The 13089-nt window shown below is 61.8% G+C and carries 10 protein-coding genes; all 10 read left to right on the top strand.

The window, feature by feature from the left end:
- The first annotated feature begins 58 nt into the window (after window positions 1-58).
- The 10 genes from BFQ03_RS28660 (at window position 59) to BFQ03_RS28615 (ending at window position 12993) form a co-directional block, all read left to right on the top strand.
- On the top strand, window positions 59-2278 hold the full coding sequence (locus BFQ03_RS28660; RefSeq protein WP_032862221.1) for a primosomal protein N': 2220 nt from the start codon (window positions 59-61) through the stop codon (window positions 2276-2278).
- A gap of 204 nt (window positions 2279-2482) precedes the next feature.
- Entirely contained in the window at window positions 2483-4219 is a 1737-nt protein-coding gene (gene argS, locus BFQ03_RS28655) for an arginine--tRNA ligase (protein WP_032862344.1), read from the top strand.
- A gap of 1 nt (window position 4220) precedes the next feature.
- On the top strand, window positions 4221-4922 hold the full coding sequence (locus BFQ03_RS28650) for an SPOR domain-containing protein (RefSeq protein ID WP_029296044.1): 702 nt from the start codon (window positions 4221-4223) through the stop codon (window positions 4920-4922).
- A 233-nt stretch (window positions 4923-5155) separates the two neighbouring features.
- A complete protein-coding gene (gene hslV / locus BFQ03_RS28645; protein ID WP_017738857.1) occupies window positions 5156-5686 on the top strand; it encodes an ATP-dependent protease subunit HslV in 531 nt (176 codons plus the stop codon).
- 38 nt (window positions 5687-5724) lie between these two features.
- Window positions 5725-7062 carry an ATP-dependent protease ATPase subunit HslU gene (gene hslU / locus BFQ03_RS28640; RefSeq protein ID WP_065944534.1) on the top strand — a complete coding sequence of 446 codons (1338 nt, stop codon included), beginning with the start codon at window positions 5725-5727 and terminating at the stop codon, window positions 7060-7062.
- A gap of 162 nt (window positions 7063-7224) precedes the next feature.
- Complete coding sequence (locus BFQ03_RS28635) at window positions 7225-7602, top strand: gamma-butyrobetaine hydroxylase family protein (RefSeq protein WP_032862225.1); 378 nt, start codon at window positions 7225-7227, stop codon at window positions 7600-7602.
- Between the two features lie 250 nt (window positions 7603-7852).
- Window positions 7853-9532: a class II poly(R)-hydroxyalkanoic acid synthase gene (gene phaC, locus BFQ03_RS28630; RefSeq protein WP_032862226.1), complete on the top strand. Its 1680-nt coding sequence runs from the start codon at window positions 7853-7855 to the stop codon at window positions 9530-9532.
- A gap of 165 nt (window positions 9533-9697) precedes the next feature.
- Complete coding sequence (gene phaZ / locus BFQ03_RS28625) at window positions 9698-10555, top strand: poly(3-hydroxyalkanoate) depolymerase (protein ID WP_032862228.1); 858 nt, start codon at window positions 9698-9700, stop codon at window positions 10553-10555.
- A gap of 102 nt (window positions 10556-10657) precedes the next feature.
- Entirely contained in the window at window positions 10658-12340 is a 1683-nt protein-coding gene (gene phaC, locus BFQ03_RS28620; RefSeq protein WP_065944533.1) for a class II poly(R)-hydroxyalkanoic acid synthase, read from the top strand.
- 32 nt (window positions 12341-12372) lie between these two features.
- Window positions 12373-12993, top strand: a complete 621-nt coding sequence (locus BFQ03_RS28615; protein WP_032862232.1) for a TetR/AcrR family transcriptional regulator — start codon at window positions 12373-12375, stop codon at window positions 12991-12993.
- The last annotated feature ends 96 nt before the right edge of the window (window positions 12994-13089 follow it).

Raw genomic sequence — 13089 nt, 5'->3', positions numbered from 1 at the left:
CCGCCGGTCTGCTAGGCTCGCGCCCTTCTTCACCGCCCGCCATATGAGAACCTCCCGCGTGCCCGACGCCATTTTGCGCCTCGCCCTGCCCTCGCCCCTGCGCCGCCTGTTCGACTACCGGGCGCCGGCGGGCGTGGTGCGGGCGCAGTTGCAGCCGGGGATGCGCGTGCGCGTGCCGTTCGGCCGACGGGAGATGATCGGAATCCTGATCGAAGTCGCGGACCACAGCGAAGTGCCGGCAGAAAAGCTCAAGCCAGCCCTGGCCATCCTCGATGCCACGCCACCGCTGCCGGCGTCGCTGTTCAAGCTGTGCCTGTGGACCTCCCAGTATTATCAGCACAGCCTGGGCGACACCTTGAGCTGGGCGCTGCCGGTGCTGTTGCGCCAGGGCGAGTTGGCCGAGACCCGCCAGGAGCGCTTCTGGTCGATAACTCCCGGCGCGCGCCTGGATGACCCGCGCATCGCCCGCGCCCCGCGCCAGCGTGAGGCACTGGCCACCTTGGCCCAGCATCCCCATGGCGTCGCTCACCAGTTGCTGAGCAAACTGATGTTGAGCAAGGACAGCCTGGACCTGCTGCTGGCCAAGGACCTGGTGCAGGTGGAGATCCGCCGCCACGCCCCCGGCGAACGTCACGAACACTGGCTGGCCCAACCGGAGTTGCCGCTGAACCCGGAACAGCGCGCTGCCTTTGAGGCGATCAGCGCCGGCGCCGACAGTTTCCATGCGTTCCTGCTGGCCGGTGTCACCGGCAGCGGCAAGACCGAAGTCTATTTGCAGTTGATCCGCGAAACCCTGGAAGCCGGCAAACAGGCGCTGGTGCTGATCCCCGAGATCAACCTCGGGCCGCAGACCCTGGCGCGCTTCGAGCAACGCTTCAATGCGCGGATCGCCCTGGTGCACTCGGCCGTCAACGACCGCGAGCGCCTGGAATCCTGGCTCGCCGCCCGGGACGGCGAGGCCGACATTATTATCGGCACCCGCTCGGCGCTGTTCACACCGATGAAAAACCCCGGCCTGATCATCATCGATGAAGAACACGACGGTTCCTATAAACAGCAGGAAGGCCTGCGCTACCACGCCCGCGACCTGGCCCTGGTCCGCGCCCGCCAGGAAAACATCCCGATTGTGCTCGGCTCGGCCACCCCGTCCCTGGAAAGCCTGCACAACGCCTACACCGGGCGCTACGGCCTGCTGCGCCTCAATGAGCGGGCGGGCGGCGCCAAGCAGCCGCGTTTCCTGCGCCTGGATGTAAAAAGTCGCCCGCTGGACAGCGGTATTTCCGGGCCGATGCAACAAGCCATCGGCCAGACCCTGGCGGCCGGCCAGCAGGTATTGGTGTTTCTCAACCGCCGAGGCTTTGCGCCGACGCTGTTGTGCCACGACTGTGGCTGGATGTCCGAATGCAACCGCTGCGACGCGCGGATGACCGTACACCAGCGCTCCGGCGAGTTGCGCTGCCACCACTGCGGCCATGTGGAACGGGTGCCGCGCCATTGCCCGCAATGCGGCAAAGTCGACCTGCGGCCAGTGGGCGCAGGCACCGAGCGCGCCGAGGAACGCCTGGGGATTCTGTTTCCGGACTTCCCGGTGCTGCGTGTAGACCGCGACAGTACGTCGCGCAAAGATGCAATGAACCAGCTGTTCGCCACCATCCAGAAAGGCCAGCCGTGCATCCTGGTCGGCACGCAGATGCTTGCCAAAGGGCATCACTTTCCACGCGTCACCCTGGTCTCGATCCTGGATGCCGACGGTGGGCTGTTCTCCGGAGACTTCCGCGCCAGCGAGCGCATGGCGCAGTTGATCGTGCAGGTCGCAGGCCGCGCCGGGCGTGCCGAAGAGCCCGGCAAAGTGATCATCCAGACCCACTTGGCGGACCACCCGCTGCTGATTCAACTGACAGAACAAGGTTATTTCGCCTTCGCCGAGCAGGCGTTGAGCGAACGTCGCTCCGCGGGCTTGCCACCCTTTGCGCACCTGGCATTGCTGCGCGCAGAGGCCCATAAACCGGGGCAGGCCGAAGGTTTCCTGGATGAAGCGTGCAGCGCGGCTGAACGTTTGCTCGCTGAACTGGGTCTGAGCGGCATCGAGTTACTGGGCCCTGTGCCAGCACCGATGGAGCGCCGCGCCGGCCGTTATCGCGCGCAGCTACTGTTGCAAGCCACTGCCCGCGCGCCGCTGCACCGGCTATTAAGTAGCTGGTTGCTTGCTCTGGAGCAAATGCCCAGTGGGCGGCAGGTGCGATGGTCGTTGGATGTTGATCCGGTGGATTTGTACTGATCGATAAATCGCTATCGCAGGCAAGCCAGCGCCCACATTTGACGGTATTCACACATCAAAATGTGGGAGCGGGCTTGCCCGCGATGAGGCCCGCAGGTCCAGTAACGGACCTTGAAGGTTGGCAAGCCCGCCCTCGCACCGGATAATGTCCAGTTTTTCCACCTGCGCATTGCGCGCCGCCGCTTGCGGTCGAAAGAGAACACCATGAAAGACACCATTCGCCAGTTGATCCAACAAGCCCTCACCCAACTCGTCAACGAAGGCGTGTTGCCTGAAGGCCTGACGCCGGCGATCCAGGTGGAAAACTCCCGAGACAAGACCCACGGCGACTTCGCCAGCAACATCGCGATGATGCTGGCCAAGCCTGCGGGCATGAAACCGCGCGACCTCGCGGAAAAAATCATTGCCGCGCTGCCGGCTGATCCACAGGTCAGCAAGGCCGAAATCGCCGGCCCAGGCTTTATCAATATTTTCCAGAATACCCAAGCCCTGGCCTCGCGCCTGGACGCAGCCCTGGCTGACGCCAAAATCGGTGTGCGCAAGGCCGGCCCGGTACAGCGTGTGGCCATCGACCTGTCGGCGCCCAACCTGGCCAAGGAAATGCACGTCGGCCACCTGCGCTCGACCATCATTGGCGACGGCGTGGCGCGGGTCCTGGAGTTTCTCGGCGACACCGTGATCCGCCAGAACCACGTGGGCGACTGGGGCACCCAGTTCGGCATGCTGATGGCGTACCTGCAAGAGAACCCCATCACCAGCAACGAACTGTCGGACCTGGAAAACTTCTACCGCGCCGCGAAAAAGCGCTTTGACGAATCCGAAGAGTTCGCCAACCGCGCCCGTGGCCTGGTGGTCAAGCTGCAGGCCGGCGACCAGGAATGCCTGGAGCTGTGGGCGCGTTTCCGCGATATTTCCCTGTCCCACTGCCAGAAAATCTACGAGCTGCTGAACGTCAAGCTGACCATGGCCGACGTCATGGGCGAAAGTGCCTACAACGACGACCTGATCAACGTGGTCAACGACCTCAAGGCCAAGGGCCTGCTGGTTGAAAGCAACGGCGCCCAGTGCGTGTTCCTCGACGAGTTCAAGACCGCCGACGGCGAGCCGCTGCCGGTGATCATCGTCAAGGCCGACGGCGGCTATCTGTATGCCACCACCGACCTCGCGGCCGTGCGCTACCGTAGCGGCGTGCTCAAGGCCGACCGTGCGCTGTATTTCGTCGACCAGCGCCAGGCCCTGCACTTCCAGCAAGTGTTCGAAGTGGCGCGCCGCGCCGGTTTCGTCACCCACCCGATGCACATGGAGCACATGGGCTTCGGCACCATGAACGGCGCCGATGGCCGTCCGTTCAAGACCCGCGACGGCGGCACCGTGAAGCTGATCGACCTGCTGAACGAAGCCCAGGAGCGTGCCTACAACCTGGTGAAGGAAAAGAACCCGGAGCTGGCCGAAGCCGACCTGCGCAACATCGCCCGAGTGGTGGGGATTGGCGCGGTGAAATACGCCGACCTGTCCAAGCACCGCACCAGCGACTACAGCTTCAACTTCGAACTGATGCTCAACTTCGAAGGCAATACCGCGCCGTACCTGCTGTATGCCTACACCCGTGTGGCCGGTGTATTCCGCAAACTGGGCAAGGATTTCAGCGAGGTCGACGGCCAGATCATCCTGCAAGCGCCTCACGAGCAGGAACTGGCCGCCAAGCTCGCGCAGTTCGGCGAAGTGCTCAACAGCGTCGGCGAGAAAGGCACGCCGCACATTCTGTGCACCTACCTGTATGAAGTCGCCGGGTTGTTCTCCAGCTTCTACGAGAACTGCCCGATCCTGAGCGCCGACGACGAAACGCAAAAGCAAAGCCGCCTGCGCCTCGCCGCACTGGCTGGACGGACCCTCAAGCAAGGCCTGGAACTGTTGGGCCTGGAAACTCTGGAGCGTATGTAAGTTGGCAGCCAAGAAAAAACCTGCACCCAAGCGCGGCGCCAGCCGCTACCAGGCTCCGGCAAAACAACCGATCCCGGGCTGGATGTGGCTGGCCATCGGCCTGTCGGTCGGTGCGTTTATCGTGTTCCTGATGAAACTGGAGCCGGGCCAGGGCGAGGACGTCAAGCGGGTCAAGCAGGAGCAGCAGAAGGCCAGCAAGATCGCCGAGGCGAACAAGACGCCGCCAAGCCCGACCGCGCCTGTGAAGCCTAAGTACGACTTCTACACGCTGCTGCCGGAATCGGAAGTGATCGTGCCGCAAGACGCCGTGCCGGAAAAAACCCTGCCGACGCCACAGGTGCCGACCACCCCGGTAACCCCGGCGGAAGCCGCGAAAATCGACACGGCACGGGCCCAGGCCGCGCTGGCCGGGATTACCCCGCCGCCGGCACCACCGGTTGCCACCACCAAGGCGGCGCCGGTGACCAAGTTCTTCCTGCAGGCGGGCTCGTTCCCCAAGCAGGCGGATGCGGATCGGGTGCGTGCGCAGATCATCCTGCTGGGGCAGACCGTGACGGTGGAGTCCGGGACGGTGAAGGAGGCGACCTGGTATCGCGTATTGGTCGGGCCGTTCAGCAACCGTGAACAGCTGACCGTGGCGCAGAAACAACTGGCGGGCGCTGGCTTTAGCAACCTGTTGTTACAACAACGCCAGAGCCGCTGATTCACAGCCAACACGGATCAAATGTGGGAGCTGGCTTGCCTGCGATGACGGTGTATCAGTCAATATTCTCGGTGACTGGTGCACCGCTATCGCAGGCAAGCCAGCTCCCACATTTGGTTTTGTGGTGTTTCCACCACTCGTCCACAGACCCGTCCTACGGTTGAAATCTCCCTCGCCACCCCCATATGAGTTCCATCAGGGCATTTTCGCCCCGCAGCGTGGAGACTCTCCCCTTGACCACCATCGTTTCAGTTCGTCGCCACGGCAAAGTCGTCATGGGCGGCGACGGCCAGGTTTCCCTTGGCAATACCGTGATGAAAGGCAACGCCAAAAAAGTGCGCCGCCTGTACCACGGCCAGGTCCTCGCTGGTTTTGCAGGGGCCACCGCTGACGCCTTTACCCTGTTCGAACGCTTTGAAGGCCAGCTGGAAAAGCACCAGGGCCATCTGGTTCGCGCCGCTGTCGAGCTGGCCAAGGAGTGGCGCACCGACCGCTCCCTCAGCCGCCTCGAAGCCATGCTCGCCGTCGCCAACAAAGACGCGTCCCTGATCATCACCGGCAACGGTGACGTAGTGGAGCCTGAGAACGGCCTGATCGCCATGGGTTCCGGCGGTGGCTACGCCCAGGCTGCAGCCAGCGCACTGTTGAAGAAAACCGACCTGTCGGCCCGGGAAATCGTCGAGACCGCCCTGGGTATCGCCGGCGATATCTGCGTGTTCACCAACCACAACCTGACCATTGAGGAGCAGGACCTCGCGGAATAAGCCGTCGGCTTTTTCCTGCTTGAGGACCACACACCACTATGTCCATGACTCCCCGCGAAATCGTCCATGAACTCAATCGCCATATCATCGGCCAGGACGATGCCAAGCGCGCCGTTGCCATCGCCCTGCGTAACCGCTGGCGCCGGATGCAACTGCCCGAAGAATTGCGCGTTGAAGTAACCCCCAAGAACATCCTGATGATCGGCCCGACCGGTGTCGGCAAGACCGAAATCGCCCGGCGTCTGGCCAAGCTGGCCAACGCACCGTTCATCAAGGTCGAAGCGACCAAGTTCACCGAAGTCGGCTATGTGGGCCGTGACGTCGAGTCGATCATTCGTGACCTGGCCGACGCCGCCCTGAAGCTGCTGCGCGAACAGGAAATGACCAAAGTCAGCCATCGCGCCGAAGACGCTGCCGAAGAGCGCATCCTCGACGCCCTGCTGCCACCGGCACGCGCGGGCTTCAATGAAGACGCAGCACCGGCCCAGGACTCCAACACGCGCCAGCTGTTCCGCAAGCGCCTGCGTGAAGGCCAGTTGGACGACAAGGAGATCGAGATCGAAGTCGCCGAACACGCTGGCGTCGACATCTCCGCTCCGCCTGGCATGGAAGAAATGACCAGCCAGTTGCAGAACCTGTTTGCCAACATGGGCAAGGGCAAGAAGAAAAGCCGCAAGCTCAAGGTCAAGGACGCGCTCAAGCTGGTGCGTGACGAAGAAGCCGGGCGCCTGGTCAACGAGGAGGAGCTCAAGGCCAAGGCCCTGGAAGCAGTCGAACAGCACGGCATCGTGTTTATCGACGAGATCGACAAGGTGGCCAAGCGCGGCAACTCCGGCGGCGTCGATGTGTCCCGCGAAGGCGTACAGCGCGACCTGCTGCCGCTGATCGAAGGCTGCACGGTGAACACCAAGCTGGGCATGGTCAAGACCGACCACATTCTGTTCATTGCCTCCGGTGCGTTCCACCTGAGCAAGCCAAGCGACCTGGTACCGGAGCTGCAAGGCCGCCTGCCGATTCGCGTGGAGCTCAAGGCGCTGACCCCGGGCGACTTCGAACGCATCCTCAGCGAACCGCACGCTTCGCTGACCGAGCAATACCGCGAGCTGCTGAAAACCGAAGGCCTGGGCATCGAGTTCCTGCCGGACGGTATCAAGCGCCTGGCGGAGATTGCCTGGCAGGTCAACGAAAAGACCGAGAACATCGGTGCCCGTCGCCTGCATACCTTGCTTGAGCGCCTGCTGGAGGAAGTGTCCTTCAGCGCCGGCGACATGGCAGGCGCGCAGAACGGCGAGACCATCAAGATCGACGCCGACTACGTCAACAGCCACCTGGGCGAATTGGCGCAGAACGAAGACTTGTCTCGTTATATCCTGTAAGCCTCACACAGGAACCGCTCTGCTTTAATGTGGGAGCGGGCTTGCTCGCGAATGCGGTGGGTCAGTTTATGCAACTGTGACTGACCCACCGCATTCGCGAGCAAGCCCGCTCCCACATTTTAAAGCCGGTTCCTTCAGGATCATCCATGAGCGGTTCCCCCAATGTCTAAAATGCCCACCGCCATCAACCTGCACAAAGCCTCCAAGACCCTCTCGCTGACCTACGGGCCGGACGAGGTCTATCACCTGAGCGCTGAACTGCTACGGGTGCACTCGCCCTCCGCCGAGGTCCAGGGCCACGGCAATCCGATCCTGCAATACGGCAAGCTCAATGTTGGCCTGATCAAGATCGAACCCGCCGGGCAATATGCACTGAAATTGACCTTCGACGACGGTCATGACAGCGGACTGTTCACCTGGGACTACCTCTACCAACTCGCCGTACGTCAGGACGCGCTGTGGGCCGATTATCTTGCCGAGCTCAAGGCCGCCGGAAAAACCCGCGATCCGAGTCAGTCGATTGTCAAGCTGATGCTCTAGCTCAGGCTTCCTGCTCATTAGTAAGCATTTTCTAATTTCCTCTGCTTGAATGCTCTGTCGTGTGACCAACGATTGGTCCGCTTGCGAAAAAAATTAAACTCGGGTAACCAATGAGCTTGGCAAGTTCCCTGCATTTGACGATGCGGTATCAACGGTCACCCGAGCAGCAGTACCAGGCTTGAGTTGTGCATCGATAAATGGGTGCACAGCGGTACCCGGTACTCGTCTTTCGGACAATGGAGCGTCGTAGATGAGTAACAAGAATAACGATGACTTGAAACGCCAGGCCTCGGAAAACACCCTGGGGCTGAACCCGATCATCGCGTTACGCAAAAAGGATTTATTGGCTTCTGCGCGGATGGTGCTGACCCAGGCCATCAAGCAACCACTGCACAGCGTCAAGCACGTCGCCCACTTTGGCGTCGAATTGAAGAATGTGGTATTCGGCAAATCCGAGCTTGCCCCTGAAAGCGATGACCGTCGCTTCAACGACCCGGCCTGGAGCCAGAACCCGCTTTACAAACGCTACCTGCAAACCTATCTGGCATGGCGCAAGGAGCTGCACGACTGGATCGGTGACAGCAACCTGTCGGAACAGGACATCAGCCGCGGGCACTTCGTCATCAACCTGATGACCGAGGCCATGGCGCCGACCAACAGCGCCGCCAACCCGGCCGCCGTCAAACGCTTCTTCGAAACCGGAGGCAAGAGCCTGCTCGATGGCCTCTCGCACCTGGCCAAGGACCTGGTGCACAACGGCGGCATGCCGAGCCAGGTCAATATGGGCGCCTTTGAAGTGGGCAAGAGCCTGGGCACCAGCGAAGGGGCGGTGGTGTTTCGCAACGACGTGTTGGAGTTGATCCAGTACAAGCCGATTACTGAACAAGTTCACGAACGCCCACTGCTGGTGGTCCCCCCGCAGATCAACAAGTTTTATGTATTCGACCTGAGCCCGGACAAGAGCCTGGCGCGTTTCTGCCTGCGCAACAACCAGCAGACCTTTATTGTCAGTTGGCGCAACCCCACCAAGGCCCAGCGCGAATGGGGCCTGTCGACCTATATCGAGGCGCTGAAAGAGGCGGTCGATGTGGTGACCGCCATTACCGGCAGCAAGGACATCAACATGCTCGGCGCCTGCTCGGGCGGCATCACCTGCACTGCGCTGCTGGGCCACTATGCGGCGCTGGGCGAGAAGAAGGTCAACGCCCTGACCTTGCTGGTGAGCGTGCTGGACACCACCCTCGACACCCAGGTGGCACTGTTCGTCGACGAGCAGACCCTGGAAGCGGCCAAGCGCCACTCCTATCAGGCCGGCGTACTGGAAGGCCGGGACATGGCCAAGGTCTTCGCCTGGATGCGCCCCAATGACCTGATCTGGAACTACTGGGTCAACAACTACCTGCTGGGCAACGAACCGCCGGTGTTCGACATCCTGTTCTGGAACAACGACACCACGCGCTTGCCGGCGGCATTCCACGGCGACCTGATCGAGCTGTTCAAGAACAACCCGCTGGTGCGCGCAGGCGCCCTGGAAGTGTGCGGCACACCGATCGACCTCAAGCAGGTGACGGCAGATATCTACTCCCTGGCGGGCACCAACGACCACATCACACCGTGGCAGTCCTGCTACAAGTCGGCGCAACTGTTTGGCGGCAAGGTTGAGTTCGTGCTGTCCAGCAGCGGGCATATCCAGAGCATCCTCAACCCGCCCGGCAACCCGAAGGCGCGCTACCAGACCAGCGAGAGCATGGGCGAGAAAGCCTTGGACTGGCAGGAAAATGCCACCAAACATACCGACTCATGGTGGCTGCACTGGCAGGGCTGGATGGGGGAGCGCTCGGGCAAGCTGAAGAAAGCGCCTACGAGCTTGGGTAACAAGACTTACGCATCCGCAGAGGCTGCACCGGGTACATACGTTCACGAAAGATAACGCATACACTTTTTTGTGATTGAAATGGAATCAAATGTGGGAGCTGGCTTGCCTGCGATAGCGGTGGGTCAGCCAACACATGTACTGACTGACCCACCGCTATCGCAGGCAAGCCAGCTCCTACATTGACCGCATTCCAGCTGTAACACTTCACAGGGCTAGAGCATGCCGCAACCGTTCATCTTCCGAACCATCGACCTGGATGGCCAGACCATCCGCACGGCGGTACGACCGGGCAAGTCTCACTTGACGCCGCTGCTGATTTTCAACGGCATTGGCGCCAACCTTGAGCTGGTGTTTCCGTTCGTCCAGGCCCTGGACCCAGACCTGGAAGTGATTGCCTTTGACGTGCCGGGTGTCGGTGGTTCCTCGACGCCCAGCCGGCCCTATCGTTTTCCCGGCCTGGCCAAACTCACCGCGCGCATGCTCGATTACCTGGACTATGGCCAGGTCAATGCCGTGGGAGTTTCCTGGGGCGGCGCCCTGGCGCAGCAGTTTGCCTACGACTACCCGGAGCGCTGCAAGAAGTTGATCCTGGCCGCCACCGCTGCCGGTGCCTTCATGGTGCCGGGCAAGCCAAAAGTGTTGTGGCTTATGGCCAGCCCCCGGCGCTACATCCAACCGTCCCACGTGGTGCGCATCGCGCCAATGATTTATGGCGGCTCGTTCCGCCGGGATTCGAAGCTGGCCGCCGAACACGCGAGCAAAGTGCGCTCGGCGGGCAAGCTGGGTTACTACTGGCAACTGTTCGCCGGGCTTGGCTGGACCAGCATTCATTGGCTGCACAAGATCAAGCAGCCGACCCTGGTGCTGGCCGGCGACGACGACCCGCTGATCCCGCTGGTCAACATGCGCATGCTGGCCTGGCGTATTCCCAACGCACAGTTGCACATCATCGACGATGGCCACCTGTTCCTGATCACCCGGGCCGAAGCAGTCGCGCCGATCATCATGAAGTTTCTCCAGGAAGAACGCTTGCGCGCGGTGATCCATCCGCAGCCGGCCCCCTATAGCAGCACCTGAGCAGTACCGGGTCAGGACGGCCCCTACGCGCAACTTGGCCAGAACCGACTATGGTTCTGAACTTGTGTGCTTGCTTGTGAATTGACGAAGGAGTGTTGGCTCATGCGTGACAGACCCGTGAAGATCCCGGCACCGACCCCCGCCGCGTTCATCAATGCACAAAGTGCAATCACCGGCCTGCGCGGCCGGGACCTGCTATCGACCCTACGCAGCGTCGCCGCCCATGGGCTGCGCAACCCGCTGCACAGCGCCCGCCATGCCCTGGCGCTGGGCGGGCAACTGGGGCGGGTGCTGCTGGGTGAGACCGTGCACGAACCCAACCCCCACGACAGCCGCTTCGCCGACCCCACCTGGAAACTCAACCCGCTGTACCGACGCAGCCTGCAAGCCTATTTGAGCTGGCAGAAACAGACCAAGCACTGGATTGACGACAGCAACCTGAGCGACGACGACCGCGCCCGTGTGCACTTTGCCTTCTCGTTGCTCAACGATGCGGTGTCACCGTCCAATACCCTGCTCAACCCGCTGGCGATCAAGGAGTTGCTCAATTCCGGCGGCAACAGCGTGGTGCGCGGTGTGAGCAACCTGTTCGACGACCTGCTGCACAACAATGGCCTGCCGCGCCAGGTCACCAAGCAAGCCTTCGAAGTCGGCAAGACCGTCGCCACCACCCCCGGTTCGGTGGTGTTTCGCAATGAACTGCTGGAGCTGATCCAGTACAAGCCCATGAGCGAAAAACAGTACGCCAAGCCGCTGCTGGTGGTGCCGCCGCAAATCAACAAGTACTACATTTTCGATTTGAGCCCGACCAATAGCTTCGTGCAGTACGCCCTGAAGAACGGCCTGCAAGTGTTTATGGTCAGTTGGCGCAACCCGGACGTGCGTCATCGCGAGTGGGGCCTGTCCACCTATGTGGCGGCGCTGGAAGAAGCGCTGAATATCTGCCGGGCGATTACCGGCGCCCGCGAAGTGAACCTGATGGGCGCCTGCGCTGGCGGCCTGACCATCGCCGCCCTGCAAGGCCATCTGCAAGCCAAGCGCCAGCAACGCCGCGTGGCCAGTGCCACTTACCTGGTGAGCCTGCTGGACAGCCAGATCGACAGCCCCGCCATGCTGTTTGCCGACGAGCAGACCCTGGAGGCAGCCAAGCGCCGCTCCTACCAACAAGGGGTGCTGGATGGCCGGGACATGGCCAAGGTCTTCGCCTGGATGCGCCCCAATGACCTGATCTGGAACTACTGGATCAACAACTACCTGCTGGGCAAGGAGCCGCCAGCGTTCGACATCCTGTACTGGAACAATGACAACACCCGTTTGCCGGCGGCCTTGCACGGCGACCTGCTGGACTTCTTCAAGCACAACCCCCTGAGCCATCCCGGCGGCCTGGAGGTGTGCGGCACCCCCATCGACCTGCAGAAAGTCACGGTCGACAGTTTCAGCGTGGCCGGGATCAACGATCACATCACGCCGTGGGACGCGGTCTACCGCTCGACCTTGCTGCTGGGCGGCGACAAACGCTTCGTACTGTCCAACAGCGGGCATATCCAGAGCATCCTCAACCCGCCGGGCAACCCCAAGGCCAATTTTGTCGAAAACCTCAAGCTGAGCAGCGACCCCCGCGCCTGGTACTACGACGCCAGCCACGTCGAGGGCAGTTGGTGGCCGCAATGGCTGGCGTGGATCCAGCAACGCTCCGGGGGGCAGCGCGAGACCCTGACAGCCCTGGGCAACCAGAACTACCCACCGATGGAGGCGGCGCCCGGCACCTATGTGCGGGTTCGCTGACACCCTGGCCCATTGACCACTAAGAAGACTGGATGAAAACCCGCGACCGTATCCTTGAATGTGCCCTGCAGTTGTTCAACCACAAGGGCGAGCCGAATGTTTCAACCATGGAGGTGGCCAATGAAATGGGGATCAGCCCCGGCAACCTCTATTACCACTTCCACGGCAAGGAGCCGCTGGTGCTGGGGCTGTTCGAGCGTTTCCAGGGGGAGCTGGCACCGCTGCTCGACCCACCGGCAAATGTGCAGTTGGCGCCGGAGGATTACTGGCTGTTCCTGCACCTGATCGTCGAGCGCATGGCGCACTATCGGTTCCTGTTCCAGGACCTGTCGAACCTGGCCGGGCGCCTGCCCAAGCTGGCCAAGGGGATTCGTCACCTGCTGACTGCGCTCAAGCGCACACTGGCTTCGCTGTTGGCCAGGCTCAAGGCCGAGGGGCAGTTGGTCAGCGATACCCAGGCGCTAGGGCAATTGGTGGAGCAGATCACCATGACCCTGCTGTTTTCCCTGGATTACCAGCGGATTCTTGATCGCGAGGCTGAGGTGCGGGTGGCGGTGTATCAAGTGATGATGCTGGTAGCGCCGCACTTGCTGATGCCGGCGCGGTTGGCGACCGAGCGTTTTGCTCTGCGCTACCTGGACGACACAGACTAAAAATGTGGGAGCGGGCTTGCTCGCTCCCACATTAGGTGTGTGTTGTTCTCAAGCCCCAATAAAATGCCCGACCGTTGAAGGCCGGGCATTTTTGTG

Origin of the sequence: Pseudomonas sp. 25 R 14 (assembly GCF_900004755.1) — a bacterium.
In the GTDB taxonomy this organism is placed as follows: Bacteria; Pseudomonadota; Gammaproteobacteria; order Pseudomonadales; family Pseudomonadaceae; genus Aquipseudomonas; species Aquipseudomonas brenneri.
Note: the sequence above shows the minus strand (reverse complement) of the source record. Positions and strands in the feature narration are given on the sequence as shown.